The sequence below is a fragment of the Cohnella sp. GCM10027633 genome (genome assembly GCF_042675445.1).
GTDB lineage: Bacteria > Bacillota > Bacilli > Paenibacillales > Paenibacillaceae > Cohnella.
On the sequence record NZ_JBHTGV010000009.1, the window covers coordinates 52,154 to 68,643 of the forward strand.

At 48.0% G+C, this 16,490-nt stretch carries 13 protein-coding genes; 1 reads left to right on the forward strand and 12 read right to left on the reverse strand.

The window, feature by feature from the left end:
• Positions 1 to 3: 3 nt before the first annotated feature.
• The 6 genes from ACFQZG_RS19040 to ACFQZG_RS19065 all read right to left on the reverse strand — a co-directional run bounded on the left by ACFQZG_RS19040 (position 4) and on the right by ACFQZG_RS19065 (position 6,700).
• Positions 4 to 558 carry a SiaB family protein kinase gene (locus tag ACFQZG_RS19040; RefSeq protein WP_378155356.1) on the reverse strand — a complete coding sequence of 185 codons (555 nt, stop codon included), beginning with the start codon at positions 556 to 558 and terminating at the stop codon, positions 4 to 6.
• Positions 559 to 742: 184 nt separating this feature from the next.
• Positions 743 to 1,862 (reverse strand): peptide chain release factor 2 gene (prfB, locus tag ACFQZG_RS19045; protein WP_378155358.1). Its coding sequence is split into 2 segments (ribosomal slippage): positions 743 to 1,783 and positions 1,785 to 1,862, totalling 1,119 coding nucleotides; the frame shifts between segments, so codons are not numbered across the junction.
• Positions 1,863 to 1,911: 49 nt separating this feature from the next.
• Positions 1,912 to 4,428, reverse strand: a complete 2,517-nt coding sequence (secA, locus tag ACFQZG_RS19050) for a preprotein translocase subunit SecA (RefSeq protein WP_378155360.1) — start codon at positions 4,426 to 4,428, stop codon at positions 1,912 to 1,914.
• Positions 4,429 to 4,584: 156 nt separating this feature from the next.
• Positions 4,585 to 5,148, reverse strand: a complete 564-nt coding sequence (gene hpf, locus ACFQZG_RS19055) for a ribosome hibernation-promoting factor, HPF/YfiA family (protein WP_378155362.1) — start codon at positions 5,146 to 5,148, stop codon at positions 4,585 to 4,587.
• A gap of 134 nt (positions 5,149 to 5,282) precedes the next feature.
• Positions 5,283 to 6,344 carry a tetratricopeptide repeat-containing glycosyltransferase family 2 protein gene (locus ACFQZG_RS19060; protein ID WP_378155364.1) on the reverse strand — a complete coding sequence of 354 codons (1,062 nt, stop codon included), beginning with the start codon at positions 6,342 to 6,344 and terminating at the stop codon, positions 5,283 to 5,285.
• A 158-nt stretch (positions 6,345 to 6,502) separates the two neighbouring features.
• Positions 6,503 to 6,700, reverse strand: coding sequence for a cold shock domain-containing protein (locus tag ACFQZG_RS19065; protein WP_027087264.1), 198 nt, complete (start codon positions 6,698 to 6,700; stop codon positions 6,503 to 6,505).
• A 282-nt stretch (positions 6,701 to 6,982) separates the two neighbouring features.
• Between ACFQZG_RS19065 and ACFQZG_RS19070 the strand changes: the two genes are divergently transcribed.
• On the forward strand, positions 6,983 to 7,990 hold the full coding sequence (locus ACFQZG_RS19070) for a methyltransferase domain-containing protein (protein ID WP_378155366.1): 1,008 nt from the start codon (positions 6,983 to 6,985) through the stop codon (positions 7,988 to 7,990).
• 123 nt (positions 7,991 to 8,113) lie between these two features.
• Here ACFQZG_RS19070 and ACFQZG_RS19075 read toward each other — a convergent pair whose 3' ends face one another.
• The 6 genes from ACFQZG_RS19075 to ACFQZG_RS19100 are packed head-to-tail and all read right to left on the reverse strand — an operon-like array spanning position 8,114 to position 16,487.
• Entirely contained in the window at positions 8,114 to 9,811 is a 1,698-nt protein-coding gene (locus tag ACFQZG_RS19075) for a hypothetical protein (protein ID WP_378155368.1), read from the reverse strand.
• 12 nt (positions 9,812 to 9,823) lie between these two features.
• Positions 9,824 to 12,439: a glycosyltransferase gene (locus ACFQZG_RS19080; protein WP_378155370.1), complete on the reverse strand. Its 2,616-nt coding sequence runs from the start codon at positions 12,437 to 12,439 to the stop codon at positions 9,824 to 9,826.
• A gap of 16 nt (positions 12,440 to 12,455) precedes the next feature.
• A complete protein-coding gene (locus ACFQZG_RS19085) occupies positions 12,456 to 13,199 on the reverse strand; it encodes a class I SAM-dependent methyltransferase (protein WP_378155372.1) in 744 nt (247 codons plus the stop codon).
• Positions 13,200 to 13,223: 24 nt separating this feature from the next.
• On the reverse strand, positions 13,224 to 14,690 hold the full coding sequence (locus ACFQZG_RS19090) for a hypothetical protein (protein WP_378155374.1): 1,467 nt from the start codon (positions 14,688 to 14,690) through the stop codon (positions 13,224 to 13,226).
• Positions 14,691 to 14,721: 31 nt separating this feature from the next.
• Entirely contained in the window at positions 14,722 to 15,234 is a 513-nt protein-coding gene (locus ACFQZG_RS19095) for a hypothetical protein (RefSeq protein WP_378155376.1), read from the reverse strand.
• Positions 15,234 to 16,487 (reverse strand): glycosyltransferase, encoded by a 1,254-nt coding sequence (locus ACFQZG_RS19100; RefSeq protein WP_378155378.1) that lies wholly within the window; start codon positions 16,485 to 16,487, stop codon positions 15,234 to 15,236. The genes ACFQZG_RS19095 and ACFQZG_RS19100 overlap by 1 nt, the downstream gene beginning before the upstream one ends.
• Between the last annotated feature and the right edge of the window lie 3 nt (positions 16,488 to 16,490).

The following is a 16,490-nucleotide window of genomic DNA, read 5'->3' on the forward strand; positions in this document are numbered from 1 at the left end:
ATCCTATACGACCGCCTTTAACGTGAAAAATGATAGCTCGTCGCCCTGCGGCGTAACGGTATATTCGAGCGGCAAAGACGCCTTGCGCGCCATGTCGATCAGACCGACGCCCGCGCCGGCTTCCGCCGGGTTATCGGAAAGCCCTTGTCTGAGCCGCTCCTTATACAGCTTCTTCAGTTCGTCCTTGTCCAACTGCAGAATCGCGTCGATCCTAGACTTCAGGGCGGGCAGGTCCGCATTCTCGATTAAGTTGCCCGAGGAGATGAAATTGCCCGATTCGTTCATGCCGATCGTCACGATGCTCGATTGGGCGATCCGATCCTTCGCCGCGCTCTCCGCGCGTGTCGCGCAATAATTCTTGATGTTCTGGGTTTGCTCGATGAAGATCGAGAACGTATGTATGATTTCCTTCGTGGACTGGTCTTCGTTCTCCAAGTACGTCTTCACCGCTTCTCCGTATTCCTCGATCAGCTGTTGGGACAGCTTCCCGGAGAACGTGATCAGAATGCCGTTCTTGCGAAGCAAATCTCGGACTTCCAACAAGTGGTTGTCGTTCATGGCGGAATGTACCCCTCCGGTATGCGCCTCGCATGCGACGGCGCTCGTCTGATGCGATTATATCATATACGCCGGAACAAATTGACAGGTTGCGACAATCGTCGCAGGAAAATGAATGCAAAAAAGCAGGGCGTCCCATCGGGTTGCCCTGCCTTTATTGGGCTTACGCGTCGACCGCGTAAGTTTAATTCTCCTGCTGCCGGATCTGACTCCGCAAATAGCCGTCGATGAAGGCATCCAGATCGCCGTCCATGACGGCGCCGACGTTGCCTGTCTCCACCGAGGTGCGGTGGTCCTTCACCATGCTGTAAGGGTGGAACACGTAGGAGCGGATCTGGCTGCCCCACGCGATGTCCATCTGCTCGCCGCGCAGAGCCGCAAGCTCTTGTTGCTGCTCCTGGATCTTCAGCTCGTAGAGCTTGGATTGGAGCATCTTCATCGCCTTATCGCGGTTCTGGATCTGCGAGCGCTGCGTCTGGCACGCGACGACGATGCCGGTCGGAATGTGGGTGAGCCGGATCGCGGAGTCGGTCTTGTTGATATGCTGGCCGCCCGCGCCGCTGGCGCGATAGGTATCGACACGCAAGTCTTCCGCGCGAATCTCGATCTGAATGTCCTCGTTGATTTCCGGAACGACGTCGCATGACACGAACGAGGTATGACGTCTGCCCGAAGCGTCGAACGGCGAAATCCGGACGAGCCGGTGAACGCCTTTCTCCGCCTTCAGATAACCGTATGCGTTATGCCCTCTGATCTGGATCGTCACGCTCTTGATGCCGGCTTCGTCGCCGGGCAAGTAGTCGAGCAGCTCTACCTTGAAGCCGCGCTTCTCCGCCCATCGGGTATACATCCGGTATAGCATGGACGCCCAGTCCTGCGACTCGGTGCCGCCCGCGCCCGGATGCAGTTCAAGGATAGCGTCGAGCTTGTCGTACGGCTGATTCAGCAACAGCGTCAGCTCGAACGAATCGATCTTGGTCGTTAGCGACGCGACGCTGCCCGCCCATTCGACCGCCATCTCTTCGTCCATCTCTTCTTGCAACATGTCGAGCATATCGAGCAGGTCCCGCGCTTCGCTCTCGAGCGTTTCGTATTGCTCGACGACCGTCTTGATCGCGTTCATCTCGCCGATGACCGCTTGAGCCTTGTCGTTGTCGTCCCAGAAATTCGGATCGGCCATCTTGACTTCGTAGTTCTCGATCTGTTCTTTCTTCAGATCTAAGTCAAAGAGACCCCCTAAGTTGCTGTAGTCGCTTCGCGTTCTCGCGAAGATCTTGCTTGTCTTTCACGTCGATTTCGTACATGGAAGCAATCACCTCATGGCTATCTTAAGCGCCGCGCGGCGCCGTTCACTTAATCTATGCGGCCGTGGCACAATTTGTATTTCTTCCCGCTGCCGCATGGGCACGGATCGTTGCGTCCGACGCGGGCGGCATCGTCGCGCTTGACGGGACGCTTCGGTCCTTCCTCGGCTTTCGAGTCGACCGCTTGGCCTTCCGCGACCGCTTCGCGTTGCGGCTTCTTCTCGACGTTCGCCTTCATGATGTAGAGCGTAACCTCTTCTTCGATACGCTCGACCATGGCGAGGAACATGTTGTGGCCTTCGAACTGGTATTCGCGGAGCGGATCGTTGCCGCCGTACGCGCGAAGGTGGATGCCTTGGCGGAGATGGTCCATCGAGTCGATGTGGTCCATCCACTTGCTGTCGACGGCGCGCAGCACGACGACCTTCTCGAATTCGCGCATCGTCTCTTCGCCGATCGACTCTTCGCGCTCGTTATAGAGCTGGTCGACGAGACCCATCAAGAATTCGACGATCTCTTCCTTCTCCTTGCCCCACACGTCGTCCTTGGTCAGGCGATCTTCGGGCAAGTAGTGGCTGTGCGCGTAGCTGACCAAGCCGTCGAAGTCCCAATCCTCGGGCACGTCGCTGTCGGAACAATGGTTATCGACGGAACGCGTAACGACGGATTGCACCATCGGCGTAACGATGTCGCGGATGTTCTCGGCGTTCAGAATCTCGCGGCGGTCGCCGTAGATCTTCTCCCGCTGCAGGTTAATGACGTCGTCGTACTGCAGGACGATCCGGCGGGCATCGAAGTTGCTGCCTTCGACGCGCTTCTGCGCGGATTCGACCGCGCGGGTAATGAGACGGCTCTCGATCGGCGAATCCTCGTCAAAGCCGAGACGCTCCATCATGCCCATAATATTGTCGGCGCCGAAGCGGCGCATCAACTCGTCTTGCATCGACAAGTAAAATTGCGAGGAGCCCGGGTCGCCTTGACGTCCCGCGCGTCCGCGTAGCTGATTATCGATCCGGCGGGATTCATGGCGCTCGGTGCCCATGATATGCAAGCCGCCGACATCGGCAACGCCTTCGCCGAGAAGGATGTCCGTACCGCGGCCGGCCATGTTCGTCGCGATCGTAACGGTGCCGCGTTGACCCGCTTGCGCGATGATCGCGGCTTCCTCCGCATGGTACTTGGCGTTCAGCACTTGGTGCTTGACGCCCTTCTTCTTCAGCAAGTCCGAGATCCGCTCGGAGTTCTCGATCGAGACGGTACCGACGAGCACCGGTTGACCGGTCGCATGGCGCTTCACGATCTCTTCGACGACCCACTTGTACTTGCCGTTCTCGGACTTATACACGATATCCGGCATGTCGTTACGGATCATCGCGCGGTTCGTCGGCACTTGGATGACGTCGAGCCCGTAGATGCGCTTGAACTCTTCTTCCTCGGTCTTCGCCGTACCGGTCATGCCGGCCAGCTTGCGGTACATCCGGAAGTAGTTCTGGAACGTAATCGTCGCCAGCGTCATGCTCTCGTTCTGAACCTTGAGCTGTTCCTTCGCTTCGATCGCTTGGTGAAGCCCGTCGCTATAGCGTCTGCCCGCCATGAGGCGGCCCGTGAATTCGTCGACGATGACGACTTCTTCTTCTTGGACGACGTAGTCGACGTCGCGCTTCATGATGTTGCGGGCGCGCAGCGCTTGGCTGACGTGATGGTTCAGCGTAACATGCTCGTGGGAGAACAGGTTGTCGATGTTGAACGCGCGCTCTACCTTCGTTACGCCGGTTTCGGTCAAGGAGACGCTGCGCATTTTGATATCTACGGTATAGTCTTCCGTGTCGTTCAACTTGCTGACGAGACGGTCCGCGGCGTAATACAGCTCCGTGGACTTCTGCGCTTGCCCGGAAATGATGAGCGGCGTACGCGCTTCGTCCACGAGAATGGAGTCCACTTCGTCGATAATCGCGTAATGGAGCGGACGTTGGACCATCTGCTCCTTGTACAGCACCATATTGTCGCGCAAGTAATCGAACCCGAACTCGTTGTTCGTGCCGTACGTAATATCGCAGGCATACGCTTGCTGCTTCTCTTCGTGGGTCAAGCCGTGAAGGTTGCAGCCTACGGTCATGCCGAGGAATGTATAGACTTGTCCCATCTCCGCGCTATCGCGCTGGGCCAGGTAATCGTTGACGGTGACGACGTGAACGCCTTTGCCTTCGAGCGCGTTCAAGTATACCGCCAGCGTGCCGACGAGCGTCTTGCCTTCGCCGGTTCTCATCTCGGCGATCTTGCCGCCGTTCAGCACCATGCCGCCGATGAGCTGCACGTCGTAGTGACGCTTGTTCAACGTACGCTTGGAAGCTTCCCGCACGACGGCGAACGCTTCCGGAAGAATGTCTTCCAGCGTATCGCCTTTCGCGAGTCGGCCGCGGAATTCCTCCGTCTTGCCGCGCAGCGCGTCATCGCTCAACGCTTGAATGTTCGATTCAAGGCCGTTGACCGTTTCTACGATTTTGGCGAGTCGCTTCACTTCTCGTTCGTTGGCGTCGCCGAATATTTTTTTGACTAATCCGAGCATATAGGAAGTACCCCTCTCTCCTGCGGGTAATACAGCATCTTCTCATTTTAACAGTTTGGAGAAAAGGGGGCAAGGAAAGGGGGGCTTGAGACACTGGCAACCAATAAAAACCCCGATCGCCGCATGGGCAACCGGGGTGTCGCTTGTGTAGGTAGGTTATTCCGCGGCTTCGATCAAGCCGTATTTGCCGTCGTGACGGCGATAGACGACGCTGATCTCCTTGGTCGCCGAATTGGCGAATACGTAGAAGTTATGACCGACCAGGTTCATCTGCAGAATCGCTTCCTCGATGTCCATCGGCTTCATATTGAACTTCTTCGTCCGCACGAGCTCGAGTTCGTCTTCTTCCTCGCGAACGAGCGTCGATACGCCGTTGCCGTTACCGTAGTCATCCTTGAAGAGCGCCCTTGCGGATTCCGGATGACGGAAGTTACGGTTGATCTTCGTCTTATGCTTGCGGATCTGGCGTTCGAGTTTGTCCACAACGAAGTCGATCGAAGCATACATGTCTTCGCGTTTCTCTTCCGCCCGGAGCAGAAAACCCGACAACGGAATCGTAACCTCGACGGCCTGTTGGCCCTTCGTTACGCTTAAGGTTACGTTAACATCAGATTGGGGAGGGGCTTCAAAGTAGCGTTCTAGCCTACTGAGCTTCTTCTCGACATAATCACGAAGAGCATCGGTAACTTCCATACGCTGACCACGAATGTTGTATTTCATGCGGCAGGCCTCCTTTGCTGATTACACCTCCATCATACCACATCCGCATTAGCCCTTGCATAACATTCGCCAAATAAATTTGAATTTTTAGAAAACTCTCATTCTTTGGCAAAAGAGAGAGTAACGTTCGAGTTTCAGATGGTTGCCGCAAGCCTGTCTATGGCCTGTTGGTACCCGTAAGAAGCCGATAACTCGTAGTACTCCTTGGCTTTCGCCCCGTTGCCGGTCGCTTCGTAGAACCCGGCAAGGTTGTACGCCGCCAAATAAGTCGAGACCCCGATGACGATTTCTTTTACCCCCGCACGACCAAGCTCCAAGCATTTCAGATAACCGTTCTCGATATTGCCGATGACCGAATAGTCCTGCGTGGCGATCGCGTAATCCAGCAGGAATTGCGCGACGGAGAAGCTGAAGTCTGGCGATCGTTCCAACCATTCGACCTCGTTGCCCGCTAGCTCGAGCGCCTTCTCGTATTCTTGGCGTTTCGTATAGATTTCGAGCAACTCGATAATCGTCTCTAGTTTGAACGGAGGGTTGGAGGCCTGCACTAGCCTGTATGCTTTCTCCGTATGCCTTTGCGCGAGATCGTATTCGTCGGCCCCCCGGTACTGTCTCCCGAGTTGGAAATTCAAATAAGCGTCATCGGGTTCTTCCTCCAACGCCTTCAGCAATAACGGGATGTTCCGAGTGCCTTTGTCCGTCTGAAAATACCCATCGTGCAATAACTGCATTCCGGTTACTACCGTAGTAGGCATCAGCGGCATCAGTTGCTCGTGAATGCGTCCTTCGAACCACGCGCCCCGAGGAAATAGCCTGGCCATATAGTCGATGGAGTGGAGCGTTTGACCGTCCTGCTCGTATTTCGAGATGATCTCGATTAAGCCGGCTCGCTTGGCATTGGGCTTGATGAATTCTTTAATCGCTGACGTAGGATCTTCGGTAAAGTACTGATCCGCATCGAGTACGAGCACCCAATCTCCGGTTACGTGTTCCAATGAGTAATTACGCGCGGCCGCGAAGTCGTCGATCCATTCGAAATGAAAAATTTTCGCGCCGTATCCCGCTGCGATTTCGACGGTACGATCCGTCGAACCCGTATCTACGACGATGATTTCATCCACCGCATGAGCGACGCTTTTCAGGCATCGATCCAAGTATTTCTCTTCGTTCTTGACGATCATGGCTAAGGAGATCAATGATATTCGCCCCGGTTCCTTGAAGTGTATTCTACTACTCAGAGTACATCAAAAGCGGACAACAAAAAACCCTGGATTTCTCCAGGGTTTGCGCTAAGATTACCGTGTCAGCAGAAAACTGCTTTTTATAATTCCTCAGCGCCGATGCGCCGGAATGATTACACTTTAGTTACGTTCGCAGCTTGAGGACCGCGTGCGCCTTGCACGATGTCGAACTCAACGCTTTGGCCTTCTTCAAGCGCCTTGTAACCGTCCATTTGAATTGCGGAGAAGTGAACGAACACGTCGCCGCCTTGTTCTGTCTCGATGAAGCCATAACCCTTCTCTGCGTTGAACCATTTAACTTTACCTTGCATCTACTAAACATTCCCTTCATATTCAAATGACGTTAGACATAGGCGATTCGGCCTGCCTCACAATTCGAATATAACATCAGGGAAAGTTTGGTGTCAACGGTTTTTTGTAAGCGGATACACTTTGCCTCAACTGCAATTTTGAACACATTCACGTCGGATGTCAATTCACGCTATATTTGAAAAGAAGCACACTCTATTTGTCCGTAAGTAAGACGTACATTATCACTATTTGGAGTATAATGATGATATTAAACGTCCATATACAATTAGGAGGAGCGCAATTTGAATAAGGATATGAATAAGAATGTCTTAGTTATTTTTGGAGCCAGGGCCAGGGGCATCAATCTTTTGAAAAGACTGCAGATCACAAACTCTTTTGAAGGTGCAAACGAACTGTATCAAATTGATGAAGTTTGCTTTTACGATAACGATAAATCGATTTGGAATACGTATATTGAGGGTACTCGCGTCATTCCATTAGACGAGTTGAATGCTCTTAACAGAAACAGCACGAAGATTCTTATCGCGAGTTACAAGTACATAGAAATTCTGGCGCAGTGCGATGAACTAGGCTTCTGGCGAATAAAACATTTAAATGATGAAGAACAATTAGTCTATTCCGATCCAAAAGCTATTTCTATGATTTTGGATATAGGAAATCCTATTCCCACCGATTATGTTGGCCCTGATCAATGGAGTGAAGCGGAGAGTAACGAGATCAATCACAAAATATATAATGATTTGATGAGAATGAATAAAGATGAGTTAATTGCGAATTATCCTCACTATTGGGAGCGCCTAACGCATACCATTGCATATGCCAAAGGGAATATATTAGAAGTAGGTTGCGGTTGCGGCAATATAACTAAATTTCTTGTTGAAGACAATAATGTACATACCATTTACGCATCTGATTTATTTAGAGGACCGCTAGAAATAATGGAGAATAGCGAATTCTACGATGAAAATCGGATCAAGGTCATTCAAAGCGATATAGCCGAATTATCATTTGCAAATGACATAACTCTCGATACTGTAATGCTATCTGAGATTATCGAACATATTCCATTGAGTAAAGAAGTCGCCTTTTTGAATAATATACGTGGAAATTTAAGCTTACCTGGTAGTTGCTTTATCGTTTCTACACCGATTGGATTTATGCCAGATCCAACCCATTTGCGAGGATTCAGTAAAGGTGCATTTATTAAGCATATTGAAAGACACTATGGTACGATCAAAGATATCCATTATACTAAAATTCAACAGATTGCTTTCGGATATTTTAAATAATGATGTTACAAGTAACGCATATTATCCATTAGTTTCAGACGTAAATCTTCTAATTGAACAGAAAGACACACCAGATCATCGCTAGTCCGTGATCCGGTGTGTCTTTTCTATTCCTCTACGGTATTAAGATTGAAGCTTAATTTCGCATAGATACAATGTTCTGGTGATACTTGGGGTCGATGGCCGTGTTGTCAGAATCGTAAATTCAGTTTCCAGCGCTTGTAAGAACGCATCCTCAGTATACCAATCAAATCCAGCCTTTAAGAAGTCCGATATATATTCATCTTCCTGCTTGATAAACTCGACAATCAAATACCTAGACGTGAACAGTTTGAATTGCTGTATAATTTCCATGAACGTTAGCTGTTGAGAGAAAGCCAAGTGATGGACAACGCTGATCGCCATCGCCATCTCGCAGCGGAAACGCTCGAAGGCGCTCTTACGCCACGGAATAATTCCTGTACTCCCAATTACATCATCTCTGTAATAATTGGGTGTAGGCGTTATGATGTTAAGGTTGGTCGGTATAATATTGGAAAACTCGCCATTCGAGCTTACAATTTTATTGAACAAATAGTCGATACAGCTATAATCTAAATCAGCTATAATCGAATATTCCAGTTGATCGCTCAATACAGCGCCATACCATCCCATGTTTCCTGCAAGATCGATCAACGTCCTTGGACGAACCTGCCGCACAAGTTCAACGGTATTTCTCGATTTCTCGACCCATCCGTCTTCGTTATGCAAACTCCCCCATTCCTCATCCTGATATCCAGCCCATTTACTAGATAACAGATTAAACGGCAACCCCGTGCAATAGTGCAGTAAACGATCACAAAACTCCGCAATGCGACCGGCCGTGACTAATGTAAAGCAGTCGCCTATTAACTTATTGTATTCTTCGATTTCCTCTTGGTCCAGATATCCGATAATGTCAGTCAACGTATAAGTCAAACCGGGATTCTTGAGGAATAGATATGCCTTGGCAATCTGGTTTTTATTTATTAGTAATAATGGAGTAATATGCGTGTTGATAAAATCCATCATGCTTGGATAAGTGGTTTTCCCTTCGTCTAAAGCTCCGAAATCTAGAAATACAAATTTCCCTTTATAGAAGGTGGCATTTAATGTGTGACCGTCTTTTAACGCTAATGAAGCCTCATCGAGCTTCTTAATAAAGCGGATCATGAAGTTAACATAGGCTCTGAATGTTTGCGGAGACCACTCAGAGCAATAAGAGATCGGCTCAACGAATTGATGTTCCAATACGTAATCGAACGGAATACCGGTTATACGATCCGCTACTTTCGTATCAACGACAAACTCCTGAAGCAAGCCGTACTCGAAACATTTCTCGTACACCTTTTGGTATAGATCCGCATGTTTCGTATTCACTGCACGATAAATTTTCTTTTCATCTTTTCGAACAATTAAACGCGATTGGTTGTCGAATGTTTTAATCGATTCGAACTCTTCAGGAAGGCTAACATGCCCGGAAACCCAACCGTTAGGTACGTCTGCCAAGTTAAACATCTTCACCGCGCTGAAGAAATCGCGATCTTCCGCCATCCCAAGCTCCGCAAGCTGATTTGCAATCTCCCTATAAGGCACGGCTCCCGCTACGGAGACGAAGACCACCATATTCTGTTTCTGCCACTCATTCAAGAGGGCAGGCGACTTAATCTGAAGTCCAAATAAAGAAGATCCCCATCTAGCCTGATTATTATCAACCACGCACTCTATTAAGAAGTCCCGCGAACTCATGGCTTGAATCGTTTTCTCCGCATACTTCCCCGCGCCGAAAATAATATACTTCATGTTGATCCCCTCTCAAGACCCGCGTTTTACTCCGACCCATTTGATAATCAAATCGTCATTCTTATCGCTTAATTCGTATGTTACGGGTTCGGACATCACTCGCTCGCAATGTTCGTTCAGCAGGGCCTCCAGTTCTTTCCGTTCCAACCACGACTCCCATGGCGGACATTCCATACGGCCCCATTCAGCGGCGTGCTTATCAATAATGATAATATGACCGCCTGCTTTCGTTACCCGTGCAAGTTCACGTACCACAGCCGCTGCGTTTGCTGAATGCTCGATTGCCTCCACGCAATAAGTAACATCATAGGCGTCATTCGGCAGCGGAATATCTTCCAAAAACCCTTCAATAACAACTGTGCCATTTGGGACAAACGCAAGCATCGCACGGGAAATATCCAAAGCGGTAAAAGTACTTCTCGGAAATTCTTCCGCTAGGCAACGAATCATACGTCCCTTTCCGCTTCCTGCGTCCAGAACAGCATCTCCGTCTTTAATTAAATCCGCAATAGCGCGCAGTCGACCGTCGCTCGGATCTACGCGCTCGGGAAATATCGCTACGTTGTCCTGAAAGAAAGCTTTAACTCGTTCTCTCTGAGCATCCAGATAAAATTTGACTCCCCAAGAGATTTCTTTATCCGGGAAGTAATGTGCGTCCGGACCTCGACTCCCGAAAAATCCTCCCCCTACCTCCTGCACTGTATCTAAATAATCCATTAATCGATTAGCGATCGTATGCTGACCAAGCTTATAGTAGCTGATCGCAAGCTGCGCACATCCAGTCAGGATTACCCACGGTGCACCATTTACCGCAGGGATCGATCCATCTTCGTTCTGCGATTCAGCGAGTTCCTGCATAACTAATCTCACCGCATCCTCCATCCCGATATCAATCAGTCCATCAATTTGATAAGCCAGGAAATGGGTAATCTTAGTTGTAGATAACGCGTCGGGAGTCTCTAACAAACGAGTTGCGCATATAGAAACAAGCGTAATATAATCGTCGTTACCAATTAGCCTCGCATATTCAAGCATTGGCGGTAATGCAAACAAATTGACGGCCTCCGGAATTAGAGGCGAATCTGGGTACTGGTTCGGGAAACAACCATTGTTGTCGCGAAGCGCCGAAAAAAGCCACTCTGCAGCTCTAACGGCATTTTCATGAAACCGGGGCTCCTTTTTCTCGATTGCAAGAAAACCGCGCAATACCTGTGCTGTATCGAAATAAAGTTGCATATCGCTTCCCGGCCCGCTGAATGCACCTTCTTCGCTTTGTACGGACACTAGATACTCCGCCATTCTAACGGCTTCAGCCACATAACCATAGTCCAGCAGTGTAGGAATCGTATAGCCGGTTACTTCGGGATATGGCAAATCATCTTGCGCACTTACCCTTAGCCCGCCGTTAAGGCGGTTCGCTAATATCCAATTTAAAGCCCGCTGCGTGGTTGGAATTCGTTGCGCTTCCGCTCCGTACTTGTCGCGTAGAAACTTGGAACGGTACAAATAAAAAGCATGATAGTCGTTAACATTTAGGGTTTGAAGTTGCGAAGAAATCGCAGAATAAGCCGTCGTTACGATAACCAACGGAGAGTCCATGCCAGTTAACATACTGGGTTTCAGCACCGGCAATCCTTCGACTTCTTGATACCACCTAGCAGGATTGTTGTCAGAAAATGCCGATACGGATATACCCTCTTCTTGCATCCACTTTAGCGCTGCAATACCTGCAACACCGGCACCAAATAAAATCAAGCGCCTTGGTGTTTTGACTTCATTGGAAGCATATCGAATGAGTTCAGGACGTGTCCAATCGTCCGCATTCGCGCGAATGGATCGAGCTTGATATAAACATTCGCGGGCTAGTTGCGGATTGTCCACATCCTGAGCCAATTTGATGCACCTTAAGTAGGAACGCATCCGAATCAGTTCAGGGATCTCATCCGCATGTTTTACATTATTCTCCATCAATAAACGCAACGTTTCTTGAAACACGGTCCGAAGCTTCTGCCCTGTCAGAGTATTCGGGTGTACGCGGTATTGATAGAGACTGTGATCCAGCTTATAAAAGCAAAATCGATTATGATACGCTTTGAGCCAAAAAGCGTAATCCTCCGCGCAGAATCTGTCTTCTTCATATCCTCCGCACTCTTGATCAACCTTGCGACGATACATGAAACTCGCGCCGATATTGCACATGATAGGTAGTTCATTTGCAGGACCGGTCTTCGTCGTTGCGATCAATGTTCCGTCTTCGCGTATTTTGTCAAAATCGGAATAAACAATATCGACTTCGGGGTTGGTTTCGAAAACCACCATTAGCTTTTCGATCATATCAGGATTAAGCAGATTATCATCGCTTGTCCAGGTATACCATTCCCCCTTAGCAGCTTGAAATCCCGTATTCAATGCCGCAGGAAGATTTTTATTTACTAGATGCCGAATCGGTTTAACTCGTTCGTCGATTCCTGCATAATGTGAAATAATGCCCCATGTATCGTCAGTTGAACCGTCATCTACAATAATTAACTCGAAATCTCGATAGGTTTGGGCCAAAACGCTGTCGACGGCAGATGCCAAGTATTTAGACCCATTATGAGTCGGTAATATGATTGAAACGCTAGGCATAGTTCAGTTCCCATCCTTAATTTGGGTTATTCCCGACGGTAATTAATAGATATCCTTGATTAAAGTTCTCAGTTATACCTTGTTGTTGCCGTTGTTCCCAAAAATCCCGAAGCAATGCCTTCAGCGGGTGGTCTCTCTCCAAGAAATCCAGCGATTGGATCTCGCCTGCTGTGTATTCTTTCTCTATCTCAAAACCCGACAACATAAACTCGCGTATCTGCGTATAATCCGGCAACTCCCTGCCCCATTGCCAAGTTCCATCATGCTCCTGGCGCTCTTTGCCTATGCGGTAGCACAGGGAAGCTGCATTAGGGATCATTGAGACATGCTTTTTACCGTACCGTTTCCAATTTGTCAGCATATCTACCCGTTCGGATGGTTCGAAGTGTTCAAGCAACCCCGAATGAAATACAAAATCGAACTCCTTCTCCCCAAATGGGAGATCTTTGGTCGCATCCATACACACTGTTTTAATTTTCAGGCCGAGCTTATCCGCGGCATATTCTGCAAGAGCTAGCGTTTCCTTTGAGTAATCCAACAGGGTTACTTCGCACCCCAATTGCGCCAAACAAAGAGACGTTTGCCCGCTGCCTGAACCAATCTCCAACGTTTTGCTTCCGGGTGTAGCAATCTTCAACATCTCTTTTGTTTGCGTATAATATTTCTTCTGCTCAATGGAATTTATTAGGGTCTTCGCGTACTTTTCGATATTGAATATTTCGCCCCATTGATCTTCATTCAGCTTATTATCGTAGGCCATTATTCTACTTCCTCCATTTATGAATCATTTATTTGGCAAGCTTTCCTTCACGCTACGATAAATCTTCTCCCCGCTTGTTCCGTCTGCGTTGGTATAAATCTTCTCTGCCAGACCCTTGCGATTCTCGGATAACGGATCCAAGCCTTTCGCAAACATCCTTACGCTTTCGAACCATGGCGTTGTTTCATCGAATATATAGTAAAAGGCATTCTCGGGAACTAGCGACGTCTTGGGCAGCGTATTGCTCCAATAAAGCACCTTTCTTTCAGTTAGCAGGTACGAGCGAAGCAATGAACCATCTGCCGTAACCAACACGTCTGCAAGTTGCAAAGCCGGGAAATAATCAGGACTATCATCGAAAATAATATGTTTATAAAACGGATTATCCCCCTCTTTGATATAGTTAACAAGATTCAAGTAATACGGCAAAAAGCTTGGAGAATACTTCATTATGGTGCTCGTCGTAAGCGGATGCGGCCGCCAAATAACCACGCTATTCTCATCAATGCGCGGAATATTCAAGAAGTCCGTTAGTCGCTCTACTCTTAAATGGGTTTCAGTTGCGAAAAATAAGCATTCGGTATTAATTAAATAGACCCTTTTATCTTTCACTTTTTCTTGCCATTCGATCGGAATTTCATTTTTTTGTTTCAAAGTGTTAACCATAGCATCCAGTTTAGGAGAACCTAATGCAAGTATTTTGTCTCGAGGTACTCCAAACTTAATTGCTGCGTTTTTTAACGCTTCATTCATCACGACGACACGATCCACGTTTTGAATCGAAAGCAAATCGTAGGAACGATCGCCTTTGTTGTCTTCCGGCAAGATAAATGAAGAAACATGATACGGAACATACACGAGCATATCGGTAAACGACTTCAAATTGCTTGAGAAGTAAGTTTCCTGAACACGTGTAATCGTATTATATTGATCGTAGATATTATGAACGAAAATGATATCGGGCCGCTCATATTCTAAGTCATATTTGCTATAATGCGTGACGGGAACATCCGGAGGCAACAGGTGACCTTCGTATGTAGGAATAGCCTCGGTTTGTGTCAACTGATAGTATGGGATCGGAACGACAGTCGCCTCGCAATCAGAATCCTGGGAGGCGGCTTTATATATTGACTCTAGACTATCCCACATAGAAGCCTTATAGGGTAGAAACAGTACGTTGAGCTTGCCTTTAACTTCATGCTTCATTACGGATTGCGCAGCTTTAACCTTGTTATAAACCAGACTTAAAGAAGATTGATGAATGACGATGTCGCCATTAGTAAAGTGAATAAAGTCATCTCTAGCACCCTCTAACTGTTCTTTCGACTTTGGATAATCCCCATCTTGATCTAGTTGATACAAGATTGCATTCAACGCATCTACGCAATCATTCGCCGCAGCCTGGGGACTACTCATTTTCTTCATTTCAGAAACCATTTCCATTACCGTATCCAGCAATTCTATTAATCGTTTCTTCAGGTTGTTTCGCATTGACTTGCTCCCCTTCCTATACTACTTGGCGCTATCTACTGTACCGGCTCTCGTAATAACTGCAAATTTCGTATATGATCTGCGTAAATCTCTTCGCTAACATCTGAACATCTTCAGATGAATAATCCACATTCTCTACCCGATCCATTCCCGCAATCAAAGCCACTGAAGGAATGTCGGCTAACCTTCCGTCTATCTCCTGTTTCGTCATCACATGCGGAAATCCTTGCGTTTTCAACTGCTTCACAATTCCGTCCGGAGTACGATTTGCAACAATGACAAGCGTACGTTCCTTTTCCTTTTCGATTTCGGAAGGGGAGACACAATAAATATTGTCCACCAGATACCCCCACTTATCCGGATTATTATCCGAAAACCAGGCTACGGGTATAAGCTTATTACGCAACTCTTGATATAACCTCAAACCGAATTCCCCTGCTCCAAATATACAAAGTCGATCGACTTGATCTCCACACACATGACGAATATGCTCTTTAAACAGTTGAAGCTGTTCTGAAAAATCTGCGTATCGAAGCTCCTCCATTATCTCCCCTCCCTTAATGAATCGGATTCTCGACGTTTATCCTGTATATCTTCATACAAAGTAATATGTCGCCTTACATAATCTTCATATCGATAGTATTTCGCGGCAAGCTCCCGTCCCTGGGTGCCACGCCGATCGCATTCTTCCGGATGATGCATTAACCACTCTACTGCATCCCTTAGCATGTCGCTATTTTTGTAAGGCACGGCAAATCCGCATTCGGGAGCAAATGTAATTTCCTCTAATACCGTATTCTCGAATACGATAATCGGGCGTCCTGATGCCATTGCTTCAATCGCCATTAATCCGAAAGATTCCGCAATTGACGGCATAAGAAATACTGTGCAAGCCGCATAAAAATCATACAAAATGAATTGATCATTGCTCCATCCCAGCTCGATTACATGGTATTTACCCATTAACTCGGAAGGAAGATGAGCATTGCCAATAACCAAGAGCGTAACGGGGTGGACGGCAGACAACTTCTCCAACATTTCGAGTATATAATGAAGTCCCTTATTCTCATTTGTTTCGGCTCGGAAGGCAATAACAAAGTTCTCGATTGGGATCGCCCAACGTTGTCTCGCAGCTTCACGATCTCGATTTGAAAAAACGTCGACGTCTATTCCAAACGGAATGCGATAGATATTCGTTAAGTGCGACGTTAGAGGACTTGTACGAATATATGACTCCATGAATCGAGAAGCTACGACAACATGGACATCCATATTTTGATATACACGCCGTTTAATCTCCCACATTTGGGAAGCTTTGTCCACTTGCATCGGAAACGCCGAATCATCTAACTGCGGGCAATGATGGCAACCGTTTTGCCATCCTGTACATTCGCGTGGATGCACGCAATGCCCCGTAACTGTCCAAGGATCATGAACAGTCCATACGGAAGGCCTTCTTCCAAACAATTCGGGATAATCGAATAAAGAGATAAAGTGGTTATGAATGAGGTGATAGTGCACAATATCTGCTTCTGTTATAATCGGATGCTCGGCGATTTTCTTTCCGAAAGGAAACAGTAAATTATTCAGGCTTAACTGCTGCTCAAGCCCCCTAACACTACTTCTTACGAACAGTTCATGCGGTGACAGCAAAGAAACCGTGGTTACTTCATTCCCTTGCTTCTCAACCACGAGCTGGTGCGCACGATGTCCTTGTTCGTTAAGTGACAGTTGCAGATCATGACCATTAAATCGGCGACCGCTCAAATCAGTGTTATTAACATGAACAATGTTCATTCG

Bases quoted from the DNA above. Each gene is read 5' to 3' on its own strand.
- secA (WP_378155360.1), bottom strand. From the start codon at position 4,428: ATGCTCGGATTAGTCAAAAAAATATTCGGCGACGCCAACGAACGAGAA.
- ACFQZG_RS19040 (WP_378155356.1), bottom strand. From the start codon at position 558: ATGAACGACAACCACTTGTTGGAAGTCCGAGATTTGCTTCGCAAGAAC.
- ACFQZG_RS19090 (WP_378155374.1), bottom strand. From the start codon at position 14,690: ATGCGAAACAACCTGAAGAAACGATTAATAGAATTGCTGGATACGGTA.
- ACFQZG_RS19100 (WP_378155378.1), bottom strand. From the start codon at position 16,487: ATGAACATTGTTCATGTTAATAACACTGATTTGAGCGGTCGCCGATTT.
- ACFQZG_RS19095 (WP_378155376.1), bottom strand. From the start codon at position 15,234: ATGGAGGAGCTTCGATACGCAGATTTTTCAGAACAGCTTCAACTGTTT.
- hpf (WP_378155362.1), bottom strand. From the start codon at position 5,148: ATGAAATACAACATTCGTGGTCAGCGTATGGAAGTTACCGATGCTCTT.
- ACFQZG_RS19075 (WP_378155368.1), bottom strand. From the start codon at position 9,811: ATGAAGTATATTATTTTCGGCGCGGGGAAGTATGCGGAGAAAACGATT.
- ACFQZG_RS19085 (WP_378155372.1), bottom strand. From the start codon at position 13,199: ATGGCCTACGATAATAAGCTGAATGAAGATCAATGGGGCGAAATATTC.
- ACFQZG_RS19065 (WP_027087264.1), bottom strand. From the start codon at position 6,700: ATGCAAGGTAAAGTTAAATGGTTCAACGCAGAGAAGGGTTATGGCTTC.
- ACFQZG_RS19080 (WP_378155370.1), bottom strand. From the start codon at position 12,439: ATGCCTAGCGTTTCAATCATATTACCGACTCATAATGGGTCTAAATAC.